Source organism: Hymenobacter sp. YC55, from assembly GCF_029433095.1.
Taxonomy (GTDB): domain Bacteria; phylum Bacteroidota; class Bacteroidia; order Cytophagales; family Hymenobacteraceae; genus Hymenobacter.
Genome location: NZ_JARNTX010000006.1, coordinates 215532 through 241479, shown reverse-complemented (window position 1 = coordinate 241479; position 25948 = coordinate 215532). Strand labels below are relative to the sequence as shown.

Annotated in this window: 22 protein-coding genes; 11 read left to right on the top strand and 11 right to left on the bottom strand. The window is 55.9% G+C overall.

Translation table 11 applies throughout. The features are described from left to right. Window positions 1–57: 57 nt before the first annotated feature. Window positions 58–642 (bottom strand): GDP-mannose pyrophosphatase NudK, encoded by a 585-nt coding sequence (gene nudK / locus P1X16_RS26790; protein WP_277235548.1) that lies wholly within the window; start codon window positions 640–642, stop codon window positions 58–60. 386 nt (window positions 643–1028) lie between these two features. Continuing rightward, complete coding sequence (locus P1X16_RS26785) at window positions 1029–2969, bottom strand: PKD domain-containing protein (RefSeq protein WP_277235546.1); 1941 nt, start codon at window positions 2967–2969, stop codon at window positions 1029–1031. Between the two features lie 714 nt (window positions 2970–3683). Between P1X16_RS26785 and P1X16_RS26780 the strand changes: the two genes are divergently transcribed. Then, the gene (locus tag P1X16_RS26780) at window positions 3684–3890 is read left to right on the top strand and encodes a hypothetical protein (protein WP_277235544.1); all 207 of its coding nucleotides are present in this window, start codon (window positions 3684–3686) and stop codon (window positions 3888–3890) included. A gap of 68 nt (window positions 3891–3958) precedes the next feature. Beyond that, a complete protein-coding gene (locus P1X16_RS26775) occupies window positions 3959–5812 on the top strand; it encodes a T9SS type A sorting domain-containing protein (protein WP_277235542.1) in 1854 nt (617 codons plus the stop codon). Window positions 5813–5988: 176 nt separating this feature from the next. Here the strand turns inward: P1X16_RS26775 and P1X16_RS26770 are convergent, their stop codons facing one another. From P1X16_RS26770 to P1X16_RS26750, 5 genes are all read right to left on the bottom strand, one after another. Beyond that, entirely contained in the window at window positions 5989–6603 is a 615-nt protein-coding gene (locus tag P1X16_RS26770; protein WP_277235540.1) for an FMN-binding negative transcriptional regulator, read from the bottom strand. A 75-nt stretch (window positions 6604–6678) separates the two neighbouring features. Continuing rightward, a complete protein-coding gene (locus tag P1X16_RS26765; RefSeq protein WP_277235538.1) occupies window positions 6679–7848 on the bottom strand; it encodes a serine hydrolase domain-containing protein in 1170 nt (389 codons plus the stop codon). Between the two features lie 6 nt (window positions 7849–7854). Further along, a complete protein-coding gene (locus P1X16_RS26760; RefSeq protein ID WP_277235536.1) occupies window positions 7855–8466 on the bottom strand; it encodes a hypothetical protein in 612 nt (203 codons plus the stop codon). A gap of 103 nt (window positions 8467–8569) precedes the next feature. Next, entirely contained in the window at window positions 8570–9142 is a 573-nt protein-coding gene (locus P1X16_RS26755) for a DUF3575 domain-containing protein (protein ID WP_277235535.1), read from the bottom strand. A gap of 200 nt (window positions 9143–9342) precedes the next feature. Next, window positions 9343–9912, bottom strand: coding sequence for a hypothetical protein (locus P1X16_RS26750; protein ID WP_277235533.1), 570 nt, complete (start codon window positions 9910–9912; stop codon window positions 9343–9345). A gap of 254 nt (window positions 9913–10166) precedes the next feature. On the opposite strand from P1X16_RS26750, the gene P1X16_RS26745 reads away from it, so the two are divergent. From P1X16_RS26745 to P1X16_RS26715, 7 genes are all read left to right on the top strand, one after another. Further along, the gene (locus tag P1X16_RS26745) at window positions 10167–13214 is read left to right on the top strand and encodes a sensor histidine kinase (RefSeq protein WP_277235530.1); all 3048 of its coding nucleotides are present in this window, start codon (window positions 10167–10169) and stop codon (window positions 13212–13214) included. 6 nt (window positions 13215–13220) lie between these two features. Further along, entirely contained in the window at window positions 13221–13874 is a 654-nt protein-coding gene (locus P1X16_RS26740; protein ID WP_277235528.1) for a response regulator transcription factor, read from the top strand. A 203-nt stretch (window positions 13875–14077) separates the two neighbouring features. Beyond that, window positions 14078–15073: an AraC family transcriptional regulator gene (locus P1X16_RS26735; protein WP_277235527.1), complete on the top strand. Its 996-nt coding sequence runs from the start codon at window positions 14078–14080 to the stop codon at window positions 15071–15073. 325 nt (window positions 15074–15398) lie between these two features. After that, window positions 15399–15947, top strand: a complete 549-nt coding sequence (locus tag P1X16_RS26730; RefSeq protein ID WP_277235526.1) for a hypothetical protein — start codon at window positions 15399–15401, stop codon at window positions 15945–15947. A gap of 56 nt (window positions 15948–16003) precedes the next feature. Then, window positions 16004–17221, top strand: coding sequence for an FISUMP domain-containing protein (locus P1X16_RS26725; protein WP_277235524.1), 1218 nt, complete (start codon window positions 16004–16006; stop codon window positions 17219–17221). 249 nt (window positions 17222–17470) lie between these two features. Continuing rightward, window positions 17471–17782: a hypothetical protein gene (locus P1X16_RS26720; RefSeq protein WP_277235522.1), complete on the top strand. Its 312-nt coding sequence runs from the start codon at window positions 17471–17473 to the stop codon at window positions 17780–17782. A 77-nt stretch (window positions 17783–17859) separates the two neighbouring features. Further along, a complete protein-coding gene (locus P1X16_RS26715; protein ID WP_277235520.1) occupies window positions 17860–18393 on the top strand; it encodes a DinB family protein in 534 nt (177 codons plus the stop codon). Between the two features lie 403 nt (window positions 18394–18796). Here P1X16_RS26715 and P1X16_RS26710 read toward each other — a convergent pair whose 3' ends face one another. Further along, entirely contained in the window at window positions 18797–19765 is a 969-nt protein-coding gene (locus tag P1X16_RS26710) for a tyrosine-type recombinase/integrase (RefSeq protein WP_277235518.1), read from the bottom strand. Window positions 19766–19976: 211 nt separating this feature from the next. On the opposite strand from P1X16_RS26710, the gene P1X16_RS26705 reads away from it, so the two are divergent. Further along, on the top strand, window positions 19977–22025 hold the full coding sequence (locus tag P1X16_RS26705; protein ID WP_277235516.1) for a UvrD-helicase domain-containing protein: 2049 nt from the start codon (window positions 19977–19979) through the stop codon (window positions 22023–22025). A 353-nt stretch (window positions 22026–22378) separates the two neighbouring features. Here the strand turns inward: P1X16_RS26705 and P1X16_RS26700 are convergent, their stop codons facing one another. Both P1X16_RS26700 and P1X16_RS26695 read right to left on the bottom strand, forming a co-directional pair. Further along, window positions 22379–23623: a cysteine desulfurase-like protein gene (locus P1X16_RS26700; RefSeq protein WP_277235514.1), complete on the bottom strand. Its 1245-nt coding sequence runs from the start codon at window positions 23621–23623 to the stop codon at window positions 22379–22381. Between the two features lie 158 nt (window positions 23624–23781). Beyond that, a complete protein-coding gene (locus P1X16_RS26695) occupies window positions 23782–24063 on the bottom strand; it encodes a barstar family protein (RefSeq protein ID WP_277235512.1) in 282 nt (93 codons plus the stop codon). A gap of 337 nt (window positions 24064–24400) precedes the next feature. Between P1X16_RS26695 and P1X16_RS26690 the strand changes: the two genes are divergently transcribed. Next, the gene (locus P1X16_RS26690; RefSeq protein WP_277235510.1) at window positions 24401–24736 is read left to right on the top strand and encodes a Dabb family protein; all 336 of its coding nucleotides are present in this window, start codon (window positions 24401–24403) and stop codon (window positions 24734–24736) included. A 102-nt stretch (window positions 24737–24838) separates the two neighbouring features. Here P1X16_RS26690 and P1X16_RS26685 read toward each other — a convergent pair whose 3' ends face one another. Next, the gene (locus P1X16_RS26685; protein WP_277235509.1) at window positions 24839–25807 is read right to left on the bottom strand and encodes an alpha/beta hydrolase; all 969 of its coding nucleotides are present in this window, start codon (window positions 25805–25807) and stop codon (window positions 24839–24841) included. Between the last annotated feature and the right edge of the window lie 141 nt (window positions 25808–25948).

The window sequence follows — 25948 nt, the reverse complement described above, 5'->3', positions numbered from 1 at the left end:
TCTTAGCGACAGCTACCGCGCCGGGTACCTTGGCAAGGCCGCGTGGCACCTGCGCATTTAGGCAAGCTGGAGGTTGATATGCGCGTATTGGAGCAGCATAATCGTTTTGCCGTCCCGAATTTCTCCGTCGTGGACCATGCGCATGGCTTGCGTAAAGGGTAGCTCCAGAACTTCAATATTCTCTTCTTCCTCCGCAACTCCCCCCCCGTCGTGCAGACGCTGCTGTTCGGTGTACTCGGCTACAAAAAAATACAGCAGTTCCGTTACGGAGCCCGGCGACATGTACGCCTCGAAAACCTTCTGGATATTTTGCACCCGGTAGCCGGTTTCTTCTTCTGTTTCGCGCCGTATGCAGGCCTCGGGGTTGTCCTGGTCCAGCAGCCCGGCGCACGCCTCGATGAGCATGCCGGTTTTGTTGCCATTCAAGTAGGTAGGCATGCGGAACTGCCGGGTTAGGATGACCGTTTTTTTGCTTGTGTTATAAAGCAGAATAACCGCGCCGTTGCCCCGGTCGTACGCCTCCCGGCTTTGCGTGGACCATCGTCCGTCGGCCTGCCGAAGCTCGAAGGTGATTTTGCGGAGTGTGTACCAGTTGTCGGACAATACCTCAACGGCCGTGGTCTTGATTTCGGGGATATGCATATAGTAAAAGTAAATTATTTGTTTTAGGCTCTATTGCAATCCGTTATAAGCCTTGTGTGTCCTTTTCCGCCATTTCAGGTAGAGGCTGTTGGTAGCACAAGCGGAGGACGGACTCAAGAGCAACTCAAGGAGAGGATGAAGCTGTGGCACCAAGCGTGAAGCCACGAAATTTTCAGCGCGGCTACTCTCCATTCAAGCATTCTAGCGCCTGAAGCACTGGTCCGGAAAGTGAGAGTAGCCGCATGAAACAACATGTACAACCGAGAGTCACGACCAAAGGCGTGGGTGGAAAGCTCGACGCTGCTTGCGGTCTGATACATCGCAGTTGGAGGTGGTGCTGCAAATGGGATGTTTACCGTCAATAGGGCGGACTGGTCGAGGTAGAGTTATTTGTTGGAGGCGTAGTAGATGTTGGGCCACATCAGCCAACCGTTGCTGTACACGCCTCTCCAATCGCCGGCAGTCGCACTGTTGGCTGCCCCGTTGCCATTGGCGTCGCCGCCACGGGCGTCGTCTTTGTAGGAAGTAAAGGTTACGCCCGTGCCATCGGCATTTTGCAGTTGGTTAGCATTGCTGCGCAAAGACACCTGCACGTTTGGAAGAAACTTGAGCGTCACGTTGTTGCCGAGACGGAGGGTTTTGCCAGCCACCAGGTCGATGGTTTCCGTGTTCACGTAGGCTACTTCGGTTTCTTCCCAGCTCACGTTTGATTTGGTGGCGTTGATGTCCCAAAACGTGACGATGCCCTGGTACTGGTTTTTTAGGCTAGCATTGGCCGGGTCGTGGAAGGTGTTGGAGTTGTCTAGGTCGAAGCTAGAGGCAATGGACAGCGGCCGGACGTTGTCGAAGAAGGTGTTTTCTTGGATGACCGTGCCTGCTTTAGCGCGGGAGGCGTCGAGGCTGGCTTCGGTTATGCCATCGTCTTGGCCGTTATGCGCAAATGTGCAGTGCGTGATGCTGGCCGCGGCACCAAACAAGCTGATGGTGTTGCCGCCGTTGCCGCCGTACAGAAACTGGCAGTACGCTAATTCCGAATCGGCAGAGCTGCCAGCTATAATGTTGCGCCAATCTTTTTTGGCTGGGGCCGAGGCGGTGTTGTCGTGGTTGGTGTCGCCGCCGTGGGTGTCGTCTTTGTAGGATGTGAAAATAATGGGGGCCGTAGCCGTGCCCTTGGCCACGAGGTAGCCACCGCTGTTGAACTGCATGGCCGCGTTGGGCAGCATTTTCAAGGTCACGCCCGCGCCCAAGGTCAGCTGCGCTTCCCAGCCGGTGTTGTCGAGCACGAAGGGTAATTCCGTTTCGCCCCAGGTAAGCATCATCGACCGGGCCGGGGTGTCTTCCACCCAAATGCCGTTGTAGTCGTTTTTCTGGCTAGCGTTCTGCGCATTTTGGAAGGTGTTGGAGTTGTCGAGGCTGAACAAGTTGTTAACCCGCAACGGCATCTCGTTGTCGAAGAATGTGTTGTTATTCAACTCAATAGCGGCCGTGGCTTCCCCGGCGTCCAGGGCGCCCTGCATGCTCGGGGCCCCGCCGCCATTGTGGGCGAAGGTGGAATTGCGGATAGTAGCCGAGCCTCCGTTTAGCCCTACAGCATAGCTGTTGGTTCCGCCCCCGCCGGCGTACATGAACTGGCAATACTCGAGGCGCGAACCGTTTTTGCCGTTCAGGTTAATGTGGTCCCAATCCTTGCGGGCGGGCGTAGTGGCGGTGCCGTCGGCATTGGTGTCGCCGCCGTGGGCGTCGTCTTTAATGGACGTGAAAACGATGGGGGCAGCGGCGGTACCGGTAGCATCAAAGCGGCCCGCACCGTTCAGGGTCAGTTGGCTGCCCGGCTTGAACTTGATAACTGTGCCTGGTTGCATGGTTAGCACGTTGCTCACACCCACGTCGCCATCCACCACGTACACATTGCACGATTCCCAGGTAGTGGCCGTCGTGATGTTGCCGCTGACCTGAACAATTTGCCGCATGCAGCCCGAGTTTCCACCTACCGTGATGCGCTGGCTGGTGGTGTCGGTGCCGCCGGCGCTGGTAGCCGTTAGTTTCACGCGGTACACACCTGCTTGGGCGTAAGCGTGGTTGAACTGTGCTTCAGTTTGGGTACCGGTTTTGTTGTCGCCGAAGTCCCAAGTGTAGGAAGTGGCGTTTTGGGAAGTGTTCTGGAAGGCTACCGGGCAGCCACCCTGGCAGGTGCCAGCCGTGTAGGTGAAGGCGGCTTTCGGTTTGGGCGAAGCTTCGGTTTTCTCGTTGTCGTCGTCGCAGGCGCCGAGCGTCAGCGCGGACAAGGTGGCCAACAAAACAGGCAGACGGTAAGGGTAAAAGGACATAAGCGGAAAGAAGAAAAGGATGATAAATGGGTTTGCGAATGACTCGGCCAGTTCTCGGCTGGCCGTTGATTTTCAATGGAAAGCGCAGACAACAGCCCGCCAGCCCAGCCTGCTAGGTGGGTGTGAAATCAGCACTGCTTATTTGCTGGCCCGGCAGTAGGCTTCAGGAAAGCGCCGGAGCTTGACGCGGGTAGATAAAGGCAACGAGGTAGCCCCAGGCAACTGATGCCAAGCGGTAGGATTCAAGGAAAAGCTTCGGTGAACCCGCCACCACCGGGGCTTTGATAGTCAGTAGGGAAGAGCACGCGCCAACCATTGCTTTGGTGCTTGCAAAACTAGGTGGACCGTTTGCCGCAAACTTTCGCGAAACGGAGTTCCACTTGCCGCTGCCGGATTTTTTGGGCCGGGCCGTTGTAGCAAGACAGTTCACGGCACAACGCTGGCTGTTTTCTGCGGCAGCCTAAAACAGCGTCTACACCCCCATTCATTGCTGTTTGCTGCTGCTTTAGGCAAGTTGCGCGCACTGGAATGCGGCGGTAGGCAATCGGTTCAACCTGCTGCTTCGGGAGGCTTACCCTTGGAAAATCCGGGAGACAAAAGCGGAACTCCGTTTCGCGAAAGCCTGCGGTGAGGTGCTGCTCTAGCTTTGTAAATACGCGTACAGTGGCTCGATCATGAAAAAAGCAGCGGAGTAAAACGGCCGCCTCTTCCCTTATGAATTCTCACTTTGTTGATGCTTTCCTCGATGGAATGGCCCTGCTCGGCGGCCGTAACAACAAGCAGTGCTGTGCGGCCAACCAAGCCCGGTCAAGCGCCAACAAGCAGCGCAAAGTCGGTAGGGCGAATGGCGGCTTTCTACCGTGCACGGTTTCGGTTTTCGCCGTTCTCGGCCAACCGGCTGCTACTCTGACTGAGAACTAAAACACCGTGGGTTCGTGCTCTATAGTTAACTCCTGAATCAAGGTAAAGCAATGAATACTAGTAGGATATTGGTAAAGCTAATTAGTGGGTACTGGCTGTTCTTGGGGGCTCATGCTGCGAGCGGGCAGGGCACGTTTGCCGTAGCCCAACCGCTAGTGGCGCCTCCTACGCATGTGGATCTAACGGCAGTATCAGATTGGCAACCCACCTTGCGCACCGTACCGGTTGCCGCTCCGCGCATTGCGGGTGCCCAAGCCAAGCTGGTAGCCCTCAAAGACAGTCTTGCCCGTCTGCAACGCGCCGCCAACTCGCCCTCCTTACCTATAAGCAGTGCCCGAACCGCCGCGGCTCCGCAGGTGCTGGGCAGCTTTTTCGGCTACGAATTACCCGGCACGCCCAACGACGACGATTTGGCCGTAGCCAACGATGGGACGGTGGTCAGCGTGATGAATGGCCGCATAGCTCTGCACGCCGAAGATGGCACGCTCCTGCGTACTCAAAACCTGGCGGCCCTCACGGCCACGCCCGGGGTGCGCGGCTTCGATCCGCACGTGCTCTACGACCCTGAAGTTGACCGGTTTGTGGTGGTATTCCTGTCCGGCAACGTGGCCGCGGCCAGTGTGGTGCACGTGGCCGTGTCGGCCAGTGCCGACCCGCAGGGTGCGTGGCACAGCTACCAGCTCAGCGGCTCGCCTCTCAACGACGGTACCTGGATGGATTACCCAAGCATACTATTGACGCGGGAAGACCTATTCATTAGCGGCAACACCTTCACCGATGGTTCCACTAACAATTCCGGCTTTCGGCAGTCCACTATCTGGCAGCTTAGCAAGCAAAAGCTGCTAGCTGGTCAGGCGCTGCAAAGCGGCGATGTGCGCTACTACCACAACATCACCGCCAACGGGCAGCCAGTCTTCAACCTAACGCCGGTGCGAGGCAGTACTGGCCTTGGGCCATTACCAGCGTATTTTCTTTCCAGTGATGCCCTGAGCGCCCAAAACTCCCAGCGCTTGCTGCTAGTGCGCATAGGCGCGGCCTTGAGCGCCACGCCCGACCTCGAGGTGCGGGCCTGCGCCGGTATGCTGCCCTACACGCTGCCGCCCGATGTCCGGCAGCTTGGTAGTTCGCTAACCCTCGGCCGTAACGATGCCCGGGTTATGAGTGCCTTTCAACACAACCAACGAATTCACTTCGTGCTGAACGTTCTGCAAACAGCCGGTTCGCCGCGGGCAGGTGTATGTTACGGCCAAATCATCAACCTCACGGCTCCCACACCGAGCGCCCAGGCGCAGGTGTTGCCAGAGGGGCGTGAGGCAGCGTTTCCGGCCATTGCCTATTGTGGCCGCACGCCAGCCGAAAACAGCGCCCTCATCGTTTATTCCCACGCCTCGCCAACCGAGCACGTAGGATACTCCGCCGTATTCGTCGATGATACCGGCGACTTGTCGGTTCCCATAAGTTTGCATACGGGTGATGACTACCTCGCTATTTGGGGCGACTACCTCGGGCTGAGTCCGCGCTACAACCACCCGGGAGAAGTGTGGGCCCAGGGGTGCGTGCCGGTTACTACCGGCTTAGGTGGGGGCGGGGAGAGGCGTCCGCATATCTCACGGCTCGCTCATCCCGGCGTGGTTACCGCCACCCGGCCAGCGGAGGTGCGCCCGCCGCTTGTTGCCTACCCCAACCCCGCCACCGATTACGTGTCGGTGGAGTTTCAGCAAGGGCGCGGCGGCCACACCCGTATTTCCTTGCTAGACCCGCGCGGGCAAACAGTGGCGGAACTGCTACATGATTGGGTGCGCGCGGGTCGTACTACGTTGCGTTTTGCCACGGCCTCATTGCCGGCCGGCTTATATGTGGTGCGCGTGGAAAGTCAGCACGAACGGCCCCAAACCCACCGCTTGGTGGTGCTCAAGCCTTAGCATGCATTTGCGCCTGAACAGCACTACAGGCGCTGCACAACTAGAGCGCACCTAGCGCCCGAAATACAGTGGCGCTATTCACGAATGACTTGCTCGGCAGCCCTGGTTGCCGGATGCACCAAAGCTGTAGTGAATCGGCAACCAGGGCTGCCAGCTCACTGCCGCTTTGGTGCGTATTAGAGTTGATTTTGCTGCATGTAGTGGGCAAGGTCGCGGGCGGCGCCATACTCGCTAGCTGCCAGCGTGTGGATGATGCGTTGCTGCTCCGCTGCTGACTTATTCTGGCTCATCTTCTTTTGGGCTTGCAGCTCGGTTACTGTTATTTCAAAAGCCACAATGCCTTTCGCCATTTTCGTTTTGAACTCGGCGGGCAGTTGCTCCCATTGTTGGCGGTAGCTGGCTTCGTAGGTGTTGATGGTAGTTTCCAGGACTTGGAAAGTGTCTGCCGCATCGGTTATCAGGCGGCCGTGCCCGTAGGCATGCACGGCAAAGTAATTCCAAGTGGGTACGCTTTGCTCGTGGTCGTAGTGCGTGGGCGAAATGTAGGCGTGCGGCTCACTGAACACGACCAGCACTGGATGCGCTGCCACCTGTTGCCACTGCGGGTTGGCCCTGGCAAAATGGGAAACCAACCGAACGGTGTCGTCGTCGTGCTCGGTCACGACGAAGGGCAAATGCGTGGCTATTGGCATCTGCTCTTTTGCCGTGATGATGGTGGCAAAGCTGTGGCGCTGCATAAAGGCCACTATCTCGGCGCGGTCGGTGGTTTGGTAGTTTTTAGGAATGTACATCAGCGGGTACGTTGCGGGCGGTAAGCGAGCTTAATATTCACCAAGAACGCGAAATAATGGGCTACCCGCGAGAGGTTACTTTACCAGTTCATCCAGCACTGCATCGCGCAGCTCACCGGTCTTGCTGACCAGCTTACCCTCGGTGAGCGTGCCCATGTTCACGCCGAGAAAGAAGTACAGCTGCTTATCGGGCAGGTAGTACAGGGCGCAGCCGGCGCCGAGGCCCGCGCCGCCGTGTCCGTAGGCCACTTGGCCCTGGTGCTCGATGTGGTACAACCCCATGCCGTACTTAGGCTGACCGGTTTTTGGGTCGTTTACCCAGCTCATCATCAGCTGCCGGGAAGAGGGCTTGAGCAGCCGGTCTTCCATCAGGGCCCGTAGAAAGTTCACGTAATCCAGCGGCGAGGCCACGATGCCGTCGTCGCCATACAGCGTTTCGACGTTGATTTGCTGCATCTGCGACACGTTTTCCACTCGCCCGTTGCCGTAGCGCTCGAAGTAGCTATTGACCACGTCGGGCTGCCGCAGGTAGTTGGGCGTGTTGTGGTAAAAGGTGCGTTGCAGTCCCAAGGGGGCCAGAATACGGTCTTGAATCAGCTGCACATGATTGCCGTGGATAGCATCAGTAATCAGGGCGACGAGCAGGTAGTTGGTATTCGAGTAGCTGAATTTACTGCCGGGCTTGAACTCTAGCTTGCTGCCAGTCAGGAAGTCGAGGTAGTCGGCGCTGCTGAAGCGGTGCTTTGGGTGTTGCAGCAGGTAAGCAATGTAGTCGGCGTTGCTGGAGTAGTCGGGCAGGCCAGAGGTGTGGTTGAGCAGCATGCGCACGGTTATCTTCTGCGCGTCGGGCAGCTTGCGGCTCAGGGTGGCGGGCAGATAATCGGTGATGGGCGCGTCGAGCTGCACCTTGCCTTCTTCATAGAGCAGCAGCAGCGCGGCGGCGGCGTAGGTTTTGGCTACGCTTTGTCCGTACTGCAAGTGGCAGACCTGCATGGGCGTGCGGTTTTCGATTTGGGCAAAGCCGGCGGCATCGGCCCAGTAACCTTCGGTCGGGCTGTACACAGCCACCACGCAGCCCGGCAGGCCAGCGGCCGCGTAGTGCTGCAGCACCTGCCGGAGCCCAGCCGCCTTGGAAAAGCTAGGGTTGATGCTGGTCTCGGCGGTGCAGGTAGTGGCCGGGGCAACGAAATCGACGGGCGTACAGGCGCCTAGGGCCAGCAGCAGGCCCAGACAAACAGTTTTCATAGCAAATCAGTGGTTGAAAAGGTGGGCCCGTACGCCGGCTTGCAGCAAGCGGTTGGGCACGACCGGAATAGCGGGGTTATAGCCGTGCAGCACGAACACCTGATAGCTCACAAACGGAGAAATCCGGGGCGATGCCTGCCGCCCATTGTAGCCCAGAGACAAGCCCACCGGCAGCATCAGCATGAGCTTACCGCCCTGGTTGTTGGTTTGCCAGCTACCATCCTTTAGCTCGTAGGAATGCCCCGGCTGCATAGCATACAGCACCCCGGCGCCGGCCCGCAGTTCGGCATACAACGGCCCGAACCGCGGGCGGTACACTAGCTGCGGAGCTGCGTACAGGCCATTGCCGGCGTAGCGGTTGTGGTAGTAGCCAGCCTGTAGGCCTTGCAGCAGCGTGGCGCGGCGGTTGTAGCGAAACTCCGTGCCGACGCTCAGGCCAGGGTTGGAAAAGGCGCTTTTGCCGTCAGAAAACGGCATGGCCAGCGTGTGAAATTGCAGCCCTACTACCACCGGCCAGTTGCGGTACAACGCCCCTGCCGAGGGCAGGGGCGGTACTTGGCCTTCAACGAGCAGCGGCAGAGCCAGAAAGCTAGCAGAAAGAAAAGACGGTTTTATCACGACAAAGGGTATTGGGAAGTGCTTAGTTGAAAGGTGCTGCTTCACACCTTGGCATGCCTGATGTTGCACCACTTCTTCCGGCGGCCCCAGCGCTAGTTGGAGGCTAGAAGGCCACCCCAAACGTCACGCCGGTGCGCACGCCGAAGCCGCTGAAGACGTCAGTGTCAAATGATTGTTGTCCGCCGGTCGTCACTTTGACCTTGCCCCCGTTGTAAGATGGGCCGAGAAAGGTGTCGAGGGTGAAGCGCCGCTTGAACATAAACTGGTAGCCAGCTACCACGCCTCCGCCCAGGGTGTTGAGGGTTGCTTTGCCTTCCGATTGGGAAACGCTACCGTTATCTTCGGAGTAAGTCAGGTCCTCATTTGTCAGCTTCAGGTTTTGATAGCGCACGAACGGACCCAGGTAAAAACCTTGCAGCGCGGGCTTTTTATCCGACAAATACAGGCGGTACTCGGGCGTAAGCGCAAACCCGCTGATGTCGGTGCCGCCGGTGTTCCAGCTGGTAAACAGGGCTCCGAGCTGCACACTGCGTTGGTCGGATAGTTTGTGCTCCACGAAGAACGAGCCGGTCTTCACCAAAGGACTAAAAATGTTCACCTTCACGGCATTCGTTTGGGCGGAAGCGGCCGTAGCAAAACCCGTGAGCAGGCAGACAGTGAGGAGTTGTTTTTTCATCAGTGAAAAAAGAATGGTTTGGGAAAAAGAGGTTGAAGAAGTGCCCGTAAGCAGTTGGCCACCGTGTGGTTTTAAGCGGCTGTTTTGATGGGTACAAAGCTAGAGGGGCTCTTTTTCAGCAGTTTTCGCCAAACGGATTACAACTTTCCTTTCCCGGATTATCGTCTCGGCAGTGGGCGCTGCTAAGCAGTAGGCGTTGCTTAAAGAGTTTGCACTTGCAGGGACGTAAAGTCGCCGGCTACCACTAAGGTGCAGCGCGGCCCAGCAGGGTCAGTGGTGCGGGTTAGGTCGCGCGGCCCGCTGGTGCGTACTTCGTAGTAGCCGCTCAGTTGCCGGCGCTGCGGGTCGTAGCTCGTGATGGTAACCCCGCCCGTCAGCGACGATACGCAAGCACTTAGTGCCAGCCGGTTGTTGGCGTAGCTGGCTTCAGTATCGAGGCAATAGCAAAGCATGCCCCTAACGGGTGCCGTAGGGTTGGTTTGGCTGCTCAGCGGATACGCGCCCACCCACTCGGGCAAGAGCTGCGTACGGTCGAGCACCAGATGTATGGCATCGGGGAAAGTCCGGAAGTGCAGCCGGAGCCCGCGCGCGGCCAGCACCGCCCGCCCCATAATGGCTGGGGCCTCGTAGAATTTGCTTTGGCAGGTTAGGCCTGCCACGTAGAAATAGCGCCCCATCCCGAAAGCAGGACCAGCAGCTGTGCCTTGCTCGGTATCAACCGGCACGCGCCCGACTGCGAAGGGATACATAGGCACCGGAAGGAGGGGCATAGGCAAAAAATGAAGGTGAAAAGAAAGCGCGCCAGGGTTACACGTGGTGTCGGTTCTGGCTGCTTCAAAACTAGGTTTCCTGCTTGCCGCCTACTTTTTGCAAACGGATTTCAACTTACCGCTGCCGGATTTTTCGCTTGGTTTGCTTGGTCGCTTGCTGCTGTGTTGAGTGGGCGAACCGAGCAATTGTGGGCCTGCGTTAGCATCTTTATGCGAGGCCGCCGGCTTGGCTTTGTAGGCGGCACTCTCAACCTTTGCCACTCCCACAAATCCTGCTTGTGCGCAACTGGAAACACCTTTTTTATTCGTTTTGCTTGCTGCTGGCGCTGCTGGCGCTGCCGCAGCCAGCAGGCGCCCAAACGTCGGAAACCTCATTTCGCCGCTTCACCACCGAGCAGGGCATGTCGCGCGACGAGGTAACGGCCCTGGCGCGCGATAAACGAGGCTTTTTGTGGGTGGGTACGTTGAATGGCCTGAACCGCTTCGATGGCGCGCAATTCAAAGTGTTTAAGCGTACGGATAGCGCGGCCGGTCTGCCAGCCAACCACGTTCTTACTAACGGCATCACGCCCGATTCCTTAGGCTACCTATGGATTGCCACCATCCGGGGCCTGTGCCGCTTCGACCCCGTGCGCGAACAGGGCCAACTGGTGCCGCTGCCGCAGTTGCGCGACCAACTGGCCGACAACGATTTTGTGTCGCCGGTTGGGTTTGACAGCGCCGGTCAGGGCTGGTTTGCTTCCATCGACCGACTCTACCGAATTGATCCGCGCACGCTGCGGCGGACTGCCTTTGCCCTGCCCTATGTCATTCCTAATGAGTGTCCGCTGCCCGTTCCCGCCACGCAAGGCAACGTGTGGCTGATCAGCCAGGGTGCCATCTATTTGTTTGACCCCGTCCGTCGCCGCTACCAGTACGTGCAAGGGCAGGACCTAACGCATCCGAATGCGCCCGAGTATTTTCAGCGACTGGTGCCGGGTCGCCAGCAACGCTGGTATGCGGTAGCGCAGCAAGGTGTATTTCAGTACGATGCCGCCCAGCAACGCTTTGTGGCCGAGGGTGCGCGCAACTTCAATGTGCAAGCAATGGTGGAAACGCGCGGCCCTCAGGGCCAACCCGCCTGCTGGATTGGCACCTCGGGTCGACTCACGTACTACAACCCGGTGAGCAAACGCTACACCGACCTGGTGCACTCGCCCGATGACATGCACAGCTACCCCGGCGGCATCACTCTGGCCTTGCTCAACGACGAGCGCACGGGCATGTTGTGGGTGGGCACTACGCGCGGGCTAGCCGTCATCGATCCGCTTTCCAACAAATTCAAGCGCCAGTTTGTGCGCAGCCCTGACCCTAAGCGTTATCTGGAAGATGTGCGCGTGGTGCACCAAGACCGTAAGCACGATTCGCTGTACTGGGTGCTTACCAACCAGCCCGGCCTGATGCGCTGGCAACGACAGCACCAACAGCTTACGCCCGTATTAGACCCACCGCCCGGCTATTTGTACGATTTGGTGCAGGACAAACAGGGCCAGGTATGGGTTGGCCATGACGGTGGCCTGGCTGTTTATAGTCCCGCCACTAGGCGCTGGCAGCAACGCCCAATCTGGCTGAAGGCCAAGACGCTGGCTGTTCCCGGCAAGGTGGCCATAGAGCACCTGTTGCTGGACCGCCAGGAGCAGCTGTGGCTAGGCTCAGCAGCGCACGGCTTGTTGCTTTATGACCCCAAACGAAATCAAACTACGGTTTACCCACTGCCCGTGGAGGCGGGAGAGGCCTGCCAGGTGCACCGCTTGCAGGAAGACCGCCGGGGGCGGTTGTGGGTGCTGACCAGCTTAGGCTTGTTTCGTTTGTCGGCCGACCGGAAGCAAGTGCAGCGTATTCGCCTGCAAGCTAGTACGCCCACCGTGCACCAATCTGACCGGGTGCAAAGCACGTTCCTGCTCGACCAACACGACAACCTGTGGCTGTCGAGCTTGGGTCTCGTTGTGCAGGCTGATACCAACGGCCGGGTGCGGCACACCTACACGATGGCCAATGGCCTGCGCGCCGACTACACCTACGGGCTGGCCGAAGACCAGCGCGGCCACATTTGGCTGGCTACCGACGAGCAGCTGCACGAACTAGACCCGACTACGCACCAATTCCGGTACTACGGCCGGTCGAGTGGCCTTCTGGTAAATAGCATGTACCAGACTTTCACGGCAAACCGCCAGGGCGAGCTGTTTATTGGGGCGCGTGGAGGCTTCAATTATTTCCAGCCCGTTCAGCTGCGCCGCAACCAAGTGCCTCCACCGGTGGCCCTGACGGAAATACGCGTCAACAACCGTCCGCGGCCGGTGAGCGACCGGGTGGAATTGCAACCCGGCGAGCAAACCCTAACGGTAGCTTTTGCGGCCCTCAACTTCAGCCAGGCCCAGAAAAACCGGTACGCCTACCGCCTGGAAGGCTTCGACTCGGGCTGGACGAGTACCGACGCCCGCACCGTTACGTACACCAACTTGGCGCCCGGCCACTACTCCCTGCACATTCGGGCAGCCAACAACGATGGTGTTTGGAACCTGACCGGGCAGACGCTAACGGTGCGCGTGCAGCCCGCTTACTATCAAACGCTTTGGTTTAAAATTCTGCTGGCGGCAACCGGGATGGTAGCCCTGTGGGGTATTTACCGCTACCGGCAAGTGCAGCAGCTGCAACTGGCTGGTGTGCGCGACCGGATAGCCAAGGACTTGCACGACGACATCGGCTCCACGCTCAGTAGCATCCGCATTTTCAGCGAGGTGGCCCAGGTGCAGCTCGCCGACGCGCACCCGGCCACGGTGTCGCTGCTGCAGCGCATCAGCACCAACGCCTCCACCCTGGCCGAATCAATGCAGGATATTATCTGGACCATCAAAACCAACCACGACGGGCTGCCCGACGTGGTGACCCGCATGCGCGAATTCGGCTTGCGTCTAACCGAGGCCAAGAGTATCCGCTTTACCATGCAGGTAACCGAGCCTTTTCCGGCCCTGCGTTTGAGCGTAGAGCAGCGGCGCAACCTGTACCTGATTTTCAAGGAAAGCGTCAACAACGCGGTGAAGTACGCCGACTGCACTCACCTGCAAGTGCAACTGATCGTGAGCGGCCGTCAGCTGCAATTGTTGATCGAAGACGACGGTTGCGGCTTCGACCTGACCACCGCCCGCACCGGCAACGGCCTATCCAACCTCGAAACCCGGGCCCGCGACATTCGCGGCCAAATTACGTTCACCACGGCTCCCGGCGCAGGTACGGCCGTGGCCCTTATTGCCCTCCTTGCTTAAGATATTATGCCCGACATCAACCTGGTTTACTACGAAGACAACCGCGAATTGCGCGAAGGGCTAGCTTTCCTGGTGGAAGCTACCCCGGGGCTGAAGCTGCTCGGCGCGTTCGGCAACTGCCACAACCTGCCCGAGGAAATACGCACGCTGCGCCCTGACGTCGTGCTGATGGATATCGACTTGCCTGGCATTAGCGGCATCGAGGCGGTACCGTTGGTTAAGGCCGTGTCGCCGGCTATTCAGGTGCTGATGCTAACCGTGTTTGACGACGAAGACAAGCTGTTTCAAGCTATTCGCAACGGCGCCAGCGGCTACCTGCTCAAGCATACCTCGCCCAGCGAGCTGCTCGCAGCTATCTTCGATTTGCACCGTGGCGGTTCTCCTATGACAGCCAGCATCGCCCGCAAGGTGCTGCTGCACTTTCAAAGCGCCCCCGTGCCCGCAACCCAGCAGCTCCCCACCGAAGACTACCGCTTATCAACCAGAGAGCTAGATATAGTCAAGGGCCTGGTAGCTGGCTACAGTTACAAACTGATCGGCGCCGACTTAGGCATCAGCATCGATACGGTGCGCTCACACATTCGCAGCATCTATGACAAGCTGCAAGTGAATTCTAAAACGGAAGCTATTTTGAAGGCTATGCGGGAGAAGTTGGTGTGAGTTGTATATTATCAGTTGCTAATTTTGCTGATCCAAGATAATATTGCACTCAATTACTCCTAGCATCTTTATGCTATTGCTGTGCGCAGCCTATACTCTCACCTTTGCACGGCACGTTTTGGGAGTAGCGCCGCCGAGGTCAGACAGCTTTATATTCTGACGGCTAATGTGTTGAAGCGTATTATAGAATACTATAGAATCTTATGGAGCCGTTCTTTCAATTTCGCACCGCCGAGTTCACCGACAACTGCCAGACCACTGTACACCAGCAGGGAGGCTTATTGCATGCCGAGTCGGCATGGCAGAGTGCGAAAGGCCAATTACTCTTCAACGACTATTTCCTGGAAGGATTTCAGCTAACCGTTCTGAAGGGCCACCTTACGCAGGCCTTGCAGCTGGAGCTGGCCGTGGAGCGCCCCTGGACGGCCATGCTCTATCAGCTTGATGGAGAACTTAGTTCCAAATCTTGCGCCTCGCGCCCCCTGCACATGGGGCAGGGTCACCAGAACATGGTGGGCGACGAGATGGAAACCAACTACTACACTTTCCAGGGCCAGCATTACGACTGCTGCACGGCGCACGTAGAGCCTGCCTTTTTTGCCCAGCTCGTGAATGGCAACGAAGAATGGCTTTCGTTGCATCAAACGCGTTTGGCTCAGCACCAGCCCTTTGTGATGATGCCGCCCGGCGCAGCCATGTCGCCCACGCAGCGGGCCCTGGTGCAGCAGATTGCCGCCTGCCCCTATGGCGGAGCGCTTAAAAAAGTGTTTCTGGAAGCACGCTTTTTAGATTTGTTTATCGAGCAGCAGACGCAGCTTGTGCAACTGCGCACCCGCGCTACGTCCCGTGACCGGGACATCATGTACGCCGTCCGCGACTTTCTTGACACCCACTACGCCGAGCCGCCGAGCTTGCTGGCGCTGGCTCGGCAGTTTGGCACCAACGATTTCAAGCTGAAAAAGGGGTTCCGCGAGCTGTTCGGCACCACCGTGTTCGGCTATATCGCCGAGCGCCGCCTTACCGTGGCCCATCAGCTCCTCACCCTCACCGACCAGCCCGTGCAGGAAGTGGCCGAAGTGGTGGGCTTTACCAATGCGGCGCATTTCGCCACGGCCTTCCGCCGCAAGTTCGGGCACACGCCTTCCCAGATGCGCCGCACCCCGCAGCTGCACTACACCGACCTAGTAAACTTTCAGTGAAAGCGCTCCGGTAAGAATCCGGCAGAGAAAAGTAGAAGTCCGTCTGACAAAAGCCGGCGGGCACCGCACCCGCTAGTTTTGTATCAGTCAAACAGCGAAGCCAGTTGGTGCGCCCCCGCGCTGCATCACCCAAGGGTGGTAGCCAACTGGTGCGTACTGCGCTAAAACCCCGCTCCGTGAGCGGCCCCTATTCTTCTGATTGCTGCCCGCTTCGGGCAACTGCACTCCCTTATACAAGGGGAGCAGGAGAGGTATGGACGTTTCAGAGCTAGGCTGCGCTGGCTGTTTTGGCTGCCTTCTTTTCTCCACCAAACCCTTACTCGTCATGCGCCTGCTGACTCTGATTGCTGCCACCAGCCTGCTGGTGAGTACGCTGCCGGCTTGCCAGTTCCATTCCGAAGCCAAAGCGGAATCCAAACATGCTAGCCCTGCTTCCAGCCAGAACTACCTGAAAGTCACGTTCGATGGCAAAACCACGTTGTACCCCGATGTCCGCCTCAGCGAAGCCCAAATGGGTTCCATCAAAGGCTGGCAGATCTGCACGGGCGCGTCGGGCGACAACCACCTGACTCTCTTCGTGTACGGTACCAAGGCCGGTACCTATCCTTACCGCAAGGACATAAACTCCTACGCGCAGGTCAGCCAAGTGGATTACCAGACCCAAGGCACCCAATTCACCAATTACAAAGCCGTGGTTTGCCCCACCGAATCGGGCTACTACTCCACCGACGGGGCCGTGAACGTGACCCAGTATGTGGCCGGCAAGGTTGCCAAGGGCACTTTCAGTGGTGCCCTGCTCGACCAGAACGACGAGGACATGTGCTCGAAAATCGGCAAGTCGTTCAGCGGCGAATTCTCTGTAGTTGAAAACTAACTTCTTACCAATACCAACACCGGCGGCGCCTAGCGGCGCGCCTGTCCCTTATTGCCATGAAACGCACGCGTACCTTCCTTTCCACCGCCTTGCTTCTCTTAACGCTGGGCGGCACCCTCGGCAGCTGCCACAAGAAAGACCCCGAACCCACTACGACCGGCGGCAACGACGATGAAGTCATTAACACGCCCGCCACGTCCATTCCCGACGAGCTGGTAGGCACTTGGTTTGCTGACATGAATACCGGCCCGCTCACCATCAACTGGACCAACGGCACTTTCCAGGGCGAGCAAGGCTTCAAGGAATACCGCACCATGGTGTTCACCAAAGACGGCAAAAACGCCGTGGAGTACACTTCCGAAGTATTCAACGGCAGCGACGAAGTGCAGCAGCGGCTCTACAAAGTCACGGGCACGTTGGAGTACCAGCCTGCCAGCCCCGCCACGCTTACTTTTCACGCGCAATCGGGCATTGTGCGTGTATTTAGCAACAAGTATTCGGGCTACAAGGAAGCGCCTATTGTGCAGAAAGATATGCTGGCGTACGCAAGCGTCTTGCGCGGACCGGAAGCCACTACCTTCACTTCTGCCACCAATTACCTTACTGCCAAACGCGTGGATGGCGCCAACCTCGTCTCGGTGAAATACCGCAAAGTGGACGGCGGCACCGTGCCTACCAACCCCGGCGGGTTGTACACCAAACCACCTACCACGGGTACCTACGTGCAGGTGGGCAACCTGTATTACCCAACGGTGAGCATCGGCAGCCAAGAGTGGATGAGCGTCAACTACGCCGGCAACGGCGGCATCAAGGACGACGGCAAGCCCCACTACGGTGCCTTCCTGAAGTTTGTGGATTTGCAGGCGATTCCCGTGCCCGCCGGCTGGCGCATCCCAACCCGGCAAGACTACGTGCAACTGCTGGCTTCGCAAGGACTGGCGCTAGATCAGTGGGGCACTACCAACGGGGAAGACCTGGAATCCAAGCGGCGCCTGGGCCGGCTGATGGCTACTACGGGCTGGCTCAAGCAAGACGGCTACGCCACCAATAGTTCGGGCTTCACGGCCGTACCCGCCAACCTGCGCGTCACCAACGGCAGCCCCAACGGCGAGGGCACGAACTGCCTGCTCTGGACCTCGGAAAAAGACGCCAGCGACAACCCGTTGGCCTTCCAGATCATTCAAATGCCTAGTGACACCTACGCTTCCATCCGGGCTTATCCGGTGGGCTTCAACCCGCCCCACTTGCCTGTGCGCTTGGTGCGAGACAAATAAGGTAGCCGCTTCTTCGCTAGCTCTGCTTTCAATAGATAATCATTTCTGCTTTAGCGAGTTGTTGGCTTGCTGAGGACTGGTGCCAGGCCTTCCTATCGGGCGCCTCGCACGCTTTCGGTGGGAAGGCGCTGGTGGCAGCTGGCTTGTCGTGCCCCCTTTGTAGGACTTACTCGATTTCATTTTATCCCTTACCCTTTCCAAGCTATGCGACCTACATTTTTCCTTTTCCTAGTGTTGCTCGTTACGTTTATGTCCACTTCAAGCTGGGCTCAAGAACACACCACCAACTCTAGCCTTCCAGGCTATTGGAACATAGAAACGAACAGTAAAACCCGCGACTATACTATCGTGCGCTTCTACAACAACCAAGACCAGCTGGTCTACGAAGAGCGCCTCAACGATGTGTACCTCGATTTGCGTAAAGGACGGCGCGCATCGCGGGAGCTCACCAGCGCCCTGCAACACGTGTTGCGTGAACAACCCATTGATACATCGGGTACAATACTGGCTCAACATTTTACCGCGAAGCGGCGGTTTCAACGCTCATTTAGTGTTCGGTAAGCGTTGTTGAGGCAGTTTCTTGCTAGTAATTTCCTGCAGAAGTAAGAGTTGCCAAAGTCATACAATAGCTGTCATCCATGGCAAAAAGAGCTTTTCACATCTCCTTCGGCAATTCCGCTGACCACTCCTTGGACTATCTTCTTGGTATGCTGGAGGATGTACGAGTTACCACCTGGCTAACCGTGCAAAACCTACAGGTTGAGGAATTGGATTGGCAATACAAAGCGGGCTGGAATACGATTGGGGCCCTGTTGTCGCACATCACGGCGCTGGAGCATTATTTCCGCATTGAATTTGTAGAAGGCAGAAAGCTGACCGAAGCGGAAAACCAGCAGTGGGAGCCCGCCTTAGACATGGGCAAGTATATCCCTCAGCTAATTGCCGGCCACCCAATTAGCACGTACCAAGCTTCCCTGGCGGCCTCAAGGCAGTTGCTAGTACAGTCGTTGAAGAATCTAACATTCGAAGACTTCACTAAGCGAATAGAAGGATACGATGCAGATTCAGGGTGCAATCTGGCCTGGGTCTTATTTCATATGATAGAAGACGAAATCTATCATCGAGGACAGATAAGCATGATCCGTAAGCTCTACAAAGAACACTATGGCTAGCATATCGGGGTCGTCGGCTACTGCCTGCCAGTAACTGACGACCCCGATATGCTAGCTATAGTGTTCTTGTATTTCATCTTCTTGTCTGAGCCAGAACTCACAGCTTGCTTTTTCACAAGGTTAGTTTTTAAGCAGGTTCCTTTCTGGTGGCCTAGGAACTGGACCTATTATGGTACTCTACCTGACGCCTCGGACTTTATCGTCGTCATCGCAATGGTGAAGCGCTACTTGACAGCTACCCAGACGGGAATGAATGTGTCTGCGTCAGTGTCCAGCCGCAGATGACGGTGCATCCCACCGTTTGATGTGCGCACCGCCACGATTCTGTGTTGACGGCACTGATGCAGCTAATAGCTCAGGTTAAACCTTGAATTGATAGCAGCAAACGAGGATAGCGTTGCTATTATAACCCTAATTCTTTGGCCGAATTGTGCTGACGCACATTATCCAGACGGGTATAGCGGCGGATCATGGCCGAGGTCTTGTGCTTGGTCTGGTTCATCACTTTGCTGTCGTCGGCGCCATTGAGCTTGGAGACTGTCACGAAGGACGCCCGCAGTGAGTGTGCTGTATAGTGACTACCTAAATACTGTTGCACAATTAGATTGGTGTACTTGGTGGTCATGCGCCGGGTAGTGAGCTGGTTGTTCTTCCGCAGCGACACGAACACTGGGCCCTCCGTACGGCCCAGAACTCGCAGCCAAGCCTGCAACGACCGAATCGGGCACAATGCTGAGTCGGGAGAGTAGAAGATGGCTTTTTCTTCTGCTTGCCCTAGTTGGTTGGTTTTGCTTTGCTGAAGTGTAACCACCAATCCGTCTTCATCAAACGCCAAATCTTCGATGTTGAGTGCCTCCAACTCTGAGCGCCGAAAAGCTCCGGTGAAGCCCAGCAGTAGCAAAGCCCGGTTGCGCAGGCCAGCAGGCACGCTTACGTCAATGCTTTTGATGGTCCGCTTGAAGTTGTCGATGGTAAATGCGGGTGCCTGTTTTTGCCGCGTCTTTATTTCGCGGGCAATGCCCTTGAGCAGCACCTTAGTTTTCTGGTTGGTAGTAGGCGAGTCTAGGCCTGCTAGCTCGTGCGCCTTCTTGATGGCCGCCGCATGCCGTTCGATGGTCGCAAACTTTTTCCCGGTGTCGGCTAGCTCCGTCAAGAAGCCTGCTAGTGCTTCAACCGATGCCGGCAACGCCTCGAGTTGATGCAGCTGACACCAAGCAGTGAATCGTTTCCAGTCACCCGCGTAGGCGCGCACGGTGTTGGCCGCGCCGCGCAAGCCCGACTCGACGTAGCGCGAAGTAGATTCCACCAGGTGCGCTGGCACTTGAGTGGTAGGTACAGACGGAGCGGCAGGCAGTTGACTTTCGGTAGCCATATATAATAAGGAGTAGCGCGCCTAAAAGTAGGCGCTTTGAAGCCTACCAAGTTAAGGAACGATAAGTAAACCTTATCAGTCCTTACATGTTGGCAAGAAAATAATTTGTTGTCGAGTCATCATGAATCATTAACAGCAATAAAATAAACCAACCATTGCTACTAGCCAGATTTTGGTGTCACCTTTAAAGTCTTTTTTAAAAGCGCCGCCAGTGAAGAACGCAACTGAACAAGAAGAAAGAGAATACCTGGAAGAGATTAAGGAAAAACTGGCGTTGGCTGTCAGACGGGTAGATGACGCTGTTAAGCAGTTTTCCGACGAGCTTCGGCAGAAAAAGCAATACATCCATGAGCACCAGTCCGGCATGGACGACGCCGATATGGTTGCCGCCGGCCAATCTATCAACCGTATGGCGTTTACGGGCGAAGCGGCCGTGTCCCGGAAGCGCAAACTCATCCGGCTTGGGCAGTCTCCCTACTTTGGGCGTATTGATTTTGTTACCCCCAATCAGGTAACCTCACCGGTATATATCGGCGTGCATTCCTTCGTGGACGAGCGGCAGCGTCAAAACTTGATCTACGATTGGCGGGCACCCATTTCTTCTATGTTCTATGACTTTGAGCTAGGAGAAGCTTCTTATACCACGCCCTCCGGAACAATTCAGGGCCGTATCGAGCTGAAACGGCAGTACAAAATCCGCGACGGCCGCATGGAGTTCATGATTGAAAACGATGTGAACATCCACGACGAGGTTTTGCAGCGCGAGCTAGCCAAGGTCTCCGACGACAAAATGAAGAATATTGTCGCGACCATTCAGCGCGACCAGAATGCGGTGATTCGCAACGAGACAGCTCGGGTGATGGTCATTCAGGGAGTAGCCGGTTCGGGCAAAACTTCTATTGCCTTGCACCGGATTGCTTTTCTGTTGTACCGCTACCGGGAGACCATTGCAGCCAAAGACATTCTTATTATTTCGCCTAATAAAGTCTTTGCCGATTATATCTCGAATGTGTTGCCTGAGTTAGGAGAAGAATACATTCCCGAGATGGGCATGGAAGAACTAGCGGCTGACCTGCTGGAAAATAAGTACCAGTTCCAGACCTTTTTCGACCAGGTCTCCGCATTGCTGGAAAACCACGATCCGGCTTTTATCGAACGCATTCAATTCAAATCATCGTTTGATTTTCTCGCCAAGCTGAATCAGTATCTCCTTCATATCGAGAATAATTATTTCAGCGTAAAGGAGTTACGAGTCGGTAGAACGGTTGTCCCTGGGCCGTTTATTCAAGAGAAGTTCAAGTCCTTCCACCGGGTTCCGCTCCTCAAACGATTTGCGCTAGTGGCAGAAGCTGTTCGGGCCTACGTGCGTGACACCGTTCACCGGAAGCTTACCGGTCAGGAGAAAGCAACAATTGGGGAAGCTATTCCGCGTATGTTCAAGTTCAACAATGTGCTGGACCTGTACCGGGATTTTTATCGCTGGATCAACAAACCCGCGCTGTTCAAGATCGACCACACTATGAACTTGGAGTATGCGGATGTATTCGCCTTGATCTACCTCCGTATACGATTAGAAGGTATCGCTGCGTACGATCATATAAAGCACTTGCTGGTGGACGAGATGCAAGATTACACCCCGGTGCAATATGCAGTGCTGTCCCGCTTGTTTGAGTGTCGAAAAACCATCCTAGGCGATGTAAACCAGACAGTCAACCCGTACAGCGCTTCCTCCGCCGAAACCATCGAACGCGTGTTCCCGCAAGCCGATGTGGTTGAATTGTATCGGAGCTACCGCTCCACAGTTGAAATTACAGCCTTCACGCAACGAATCAGGCCCAATCCTAACATCATTGCGTTGGAAAGACACGGAAAACAGCCTGCTGTGGTGAGCTTTGGCAATAAAGACGAGGAACTGAAGGCCATTGCCCAAATGATTACAGCCTTCAAAAGCTCTGAAAATCACTCCTTGGGTATTATCTGCAAAACCTTGCGGCAAGCCGAGCAGGCGTACCAGGCATTACAAGCACCAGATGTTTACTTGCTTACGGCCGAGTCGACTGCCTTTAAAGAGGGAGCGGTTATAACCACTGCGCATCTGGCGAAAGGCTTGGAGTTCGATGAAGTTATTGTGCCCTTTGTCTCTGACCAAAATTATAAAACTGATATAGATAAAAGTATGCTCTACGTGGCCTGTACGCGTGCTATGCACCAACTAACGGTAACGTATACTGGTGCTGTTTCCACCTTCTTAGCTCCTTAAATAGCAGCACTTCTCTGGTTGCTATGTTCTGTATGAATCCATTGTAAAGGAATTAGCTTCATTATCAGATTAAGCAAGACGCCTTAGTCTGATAATGAAGCTAATTTTTTACATCATGTAAGAGTACAAAAATTAAGTCGCCTACTTCGGTACACTTTTCCGGATAATCAAAGCTTTATTAAAGTCCAAAAAAGTACATTCCTGTTGTGTTTTTGTACTTTTTAAGACTTTTTGCATTCAGGTAATAACGCCCTGAAGTATATAAGCATGCCCTGTTGACCATCTTGTTTTTATACTAGAGGATAAAAGCTATAGCTTACTAACAAGTTGGGGAACAAAGAGAAACAATCTCTCTACTCGCTTTTCCTGACTTCTCTAAGGAAGGCCAGCAGTGCGGTTTGAAACAGCTCGATTTCCTGATCCGTGTTGTAGGGCGCTAATCCAAGCCGAATCCAACCTCCCTGGGCCATGATACCGAGCTTTTCGGCTAAGGTGGAAGCATAAAAATGGCCGTCGGCAATGGCCATATTGTAGTGCTCGGCAAACCAGGCGCAGGCTTCCCGTGAATTCACGTTTTCAATAATAAAGGCGACAGTCGGCGTTTTGCGCGTGTCGGCCGGAGCGCGGTACACGTGCACCTGTGGCAAGCCACGCAGAAAGGTTTCCAGCCGGTTTGCTTGCGCTTGCTCGTGCACCTCAATAGCGTGCATGGCGGTGCGCAGTCTTTGTGGGCGAGTAGAGCCTTCACCTAGAGTTTCGATAAAGGCCAGAGCCCCCAGTAATCCTGCAATTCCCTCGTGGTTTTGGGTGCCGGTTTCCAGCTTGTCGGGGATATAGCCGGGTGCAGGCGCGAGTTTGTACACTGGCAACTGTTCGAAGAGCCCCGCTGACACGACCGCAATACCGAGGTGTGGCCCAAAGAATTTATATGCCGAACAAAACAGCACGTCGGCTCCAAGCTTTTGAAAGTCAATTGGGTAATGCGGCGTGGCATGCACTGCATCCAATACCACCCAGGCCCCAACGGCTTTGGCGCGCGCAATAATTTGTTCGATTGGCGGCACGGTGCCCACCACGTTCGACGACATGGTAACGGCCACCAATTTGGTGTTTGTGGTAATTAGCTCGTCGAGCTGAGCGAGTTCGAGCGTGTAGGTTTCGGGGTTGACGGGAATGAATTTCACCTCCGCGCCGCAGTCCTTGGCCAGGGTTACCCACGGGTCTACATTGGCGCGGTGGTCAAGCTCAGTCACGACGACTTCATCGCCGGCGCGAAGAAACGTAGCCAGACTACGCGCAATGGCGAAGGCAAGCGAGGTCATGTTCTGGCCAAACGCAACTTCTTGCGGCTGGCAATTCAACAAGTCAGCTACCCCTTGCCGGCCGGCATCCAACAACGCATCGGTTGCGCGGCTGGTAGCGAATGTACCGTGCAGATTGGCCATGCCGCCGCTAATGTAGCCGAGCATACCGTCGATGGTCTGTTGAGCCATCTGAGTACCCCCCGGGCCATCAAAGAAAATATAGGGTTTACGGTCTGGACGCTCTTGTAAGGCGGGGAAGTTGGCCCGAACTGACTCGATGGAAAAAGACGACATGCAGGGATTTAGATTACAAAACAATAGGATGATGAGGGTGGTGCGTCTTTCCGACGACGTCCTAAACCTTGTGGATTAAAGTACAGACGCTCTTTTTCAGGTTTGGTGGCATAGTTAGCCCCCAGCGCAAGGTGCAAGTTGACCGATCATGCGTGCCCTCATGAGTTAGCTTGGGTTTCGGAGAAGATAATACGCTTGATGGGTTGGTAGGCTTCGAAGTCTTGAATTACCTGCCGCAGAATGGCCATATCCTTGGGGCAAGCTTGCGCAAATGCCTGCCAGTTGACTAATACAATCTCATTGGGTACCTCCTCCACACTCAAGAGGCAATCCCAGAAGCCATCCCAACTTGGGCCGTACCATTCGGGAAAGCCAAGCTGCACTTTGAATAGCTCGTGTAGAGCTTGTTTTGTAGTGATGCCAGCCAGGTCGAGAGTCATAGGCGCAAGCTAGCACTAGAAAAGCGTCTGCAAGGGATTATGCTTTGCAAACCAGCCTTCAGGTCCGCAAGAATCGGATTGAGTAGGCTTGGCAGCTTATCCACCTTTGTGCAAATCTTATATCTCACCCAATCACTCTCTATGCACCGTAGCAGCGAAAAGAGTAGTTGCGCGTGTCTTATTTCACAGCATCCTATGGCTTATTAAGTAAGGAACGGCATACGGTCCACCTTAACTACTTATGTTTTAACCTGGCCTATGCCCAGATAAGATAATCCTGACTTATTTCACTCATATTGGCACTTGATTGTTTCCTGCCGCAACTGTAACTCAACTCATGAACTCGCCCTCACAACCAGAACTCTTCGTTCACCATGTGCTATTTTATATGAAAGCCACTGCCAGCGAGGCCGATAAAGCCAAGCTTCTGGAAGGGCTGCAAAAGCTATCAGGTGTTCCTTCCATTAAAATGGCGCACATCGGAACCCCGGCCAACACCAGCCGCGACGTGATTGAGCGGACGTATGCCTACTCCTGGCTGTGTTTGTTTGAAAGTGCTGCGGACGAGGAAGACTATCAGCAGCATCCTATCCACGACGAGTTCCGGAACCAGTATTCTCCCTACTGGGATAAGGTAGTTATCTACGACTCGATTGGCCCGGTGGTCCAATAAAGAGCGAACTGTAGCAAATAGCCTCTGCAAACAAGACGAGAAGCATATCTCCCTTTATTGGAGAGGTATGCTTCTCGTCTTGTTTGCAGAGGCTGAGCTAGACTAGCTTAAAACATGAGTGGTTGCTGCATGCATTAAGTTCTTAGACAGGAAGGCACTGACGCGCAGCAACGCCTGTTCAGCGGCCTGCAGTATGCCTATGTTGACGGCAAAGACATGGGGCATTTCTTCCCACATGTAAAGCTCGACAGATACGCCCGCAGCACGAGCTTGCGCTACGTAGCGCAAAGAATCGTCGCGCAGTACCTCGTCGGTGCCGACGTGCACTTGCAGGGGCGGGAGGCCAGCCAAGCGTCCGTATACTGGTGAGGCATTGGGGTCGTGAGGTGCATGGCTTTGCAGATAGTAGGTAGCCTGCTGGGCTAGCCAGTCCTTGGTCACCAGAAAATCAGCCTCGGCTTTGGTCTGCATGCTTGGCGAAGCGAGGGCTAGGTCGGTCCAGGGCGAGAATACTACGCCAGCGCGTGGTAGCTGGGCACCCGGCGTACGGGCTGCTTCCGCCGTAACCAAAGCCAGTGTAGTCAGGGCAAGTCCGCCACCCGCTGAGTCGCCGCAGATAGCAATGTGCTGGCGGCCAGCAGTAAGCAGGCCCTGGTACGCGGCTTGGGCATCCTCAACGGCGGCTGGGAAGGGATGTTCGGGCGCTAGACGGTAGTCGGGCACGAAAATATCAGCTCCGACGCGGGCAGCTAGCTGTCCTACAAAGTGGCGGTAAGCGGTGGCCGAGCCGGCTACATAGGCCCCGCCGTGTAGATAAAGAACTGCGCTATCCGTAGCACGCTGGGTCACTGGGCGGCACCACCAGCCTGCAACCCCACCCACGGTGGCGGCGTCGTAGGTTACCTCCGCTGGTGCAGGGGCAGCAGCTATGAGCGCATCAAACTGCTCCCGCATGGCGGGGCCGCCCAATAAGCCTTTGTACTGATTAAGATTTTGGCGCATCTGAGAAACGACCACGCGGTCTGCGGGCGTAAGCGCCTGAAATTCGGTAGGTTCAATGGGGAAATTCATAACAAACGGGGACAAATACTGCGAAAACAGGCATAGTGCTTACCAGCGTTGAAGCGTCAGCTCCTCAATCTCATCTGGCTACTTGCCAAAATTGCGCATGTACTGTACTTTTGGCAAGTACTTACCCTGCAGTAGGATACC

Bases quoted from the DNA above. Each gene is read 5' to 3' on its own strand.
- nudK (WP_277235548.1), bottom strand. From the start codon at position 642: ATGCATATCCCCGAAATCAAGACCACGGCCGTTGAGGTATTGTCCGAC.
- P1X16_RS26785 (WP_277235546.1), bottom strand. From the start codon at position 2,969: ATGTCCTTTTACCCTTACCGTCTGCCTGTTTTGTTGGCCACCTTGTCC.
- P1X16_RS26780 (WP_277235544.1), top strand. From the start codon at position 3,684: ATGAATTCTCACTTTGTTGATGCTTTCCTCGATGGAATGGCCCTGCTC.
- P1X16_RS26770 (WP_277235540.1), bottom strand. From the start codon at position 6,603: ATGTACATTCCTAAAAACTACCAAACCACCGACCGCGCCGAGATAGTG.
- P1X16_RS26765 (WP_277235538.1), bottom strand. From the start codon at position 7,848: ATGAAAACTGTTTGTCTGGGCCTGCTGCTGGCCCTAGGCGCCTGTACG.
- P1X16_RS26755 (WP_277235535.1), bottom strand. From the start codon at position 9,142: ATGAAAAAACAACTCCTCACTGTCTGCCTGCTCACGGGTTTTGCTACG.
- P1X16_RS26750 (WP_277235533.1), bottom strand. From the start codon at position 9,912: ATGCCCCTCCTTCCGGTGCCTATGTATCCCTTCGCAGTCGGGCGCGTG.
- P1X16_RS26740 (WP_277235528.1), top strand. From the start codon at position 13,221: ATGCCCGACATCAACCTGGTTTACTACGAAGACAACCGCGAATTGCGC.
- P1X16_RS26735 (WP_277235527.1), top strand. From the start codon at position 14,078: ATGGAGCCGTTCTTTCAATTTCGCACCGCCGAGTTCACCGACAACTGC.
- P1X16_RS26730 (WP_277235526.1), top strand. From the start codon at position 15,399: ATGCGCCTGCTGACTCTGATTGCTGCCACCAGCCTGCTGGTGAGTACG.
- P1X16_RS26725 (WP_277235524.1), top strand. From the start codon at position 16,004: ATGAAACGCACGCGTACCTTCCTTTCCACCGCCTTGCTTCTCTTAACG.
- P1X16_RS26720 (WP_277235522.1), top strand. From the start codon at position 17,471: ATGTCCACTTCAAGCTGGGCTCAAGAACACACCACCAACTCTAGCCTT.
- P1X16_RS26715 (WP_277235520.1), top strand. From the start codon at position 17,860: ATGGCAAAAAGAGCTTTTCACATCTCCTTCGGCAATTCCGCTGACCAC.
- P1X16_RS26710 (WP_277235518.1), bottom strand. From the start codon at position 19,765: ATGGCTACCGAAAGTCAACTGCCTGCCGCTCCGTCTGTACCTACCACT.
- P1X16_RS26700 (WP_277235514.1), bottom strand. From the start codon at position 23,623: ATGTCGTCTTTTTCCATCGAGTCAGTTCGGGCCAACTTCCCCGCCTTA.
- P1X16_RS26695 (WP_277235512.1), bottom strand. From the start codon at position 24,063: ATGACTCTCGACCTGGCTGGCATCACTACAAAACAAGCTCTACACGAG.
- P1X16_RS26690 (WP_277235510.1), top strand. From the start codon at position 24,401: ATGAACTCGCCCTCACAACCAGAACTCTTCGTTCACCATGTGCTATTT.
- P1X16_RS26685 (WP_277235509.1), bottom strand. From the start codon at position 25,807: ATGAATTTCCCCATTGAACCTACCGAATTTCAGGCGCTTACGCCCGCA.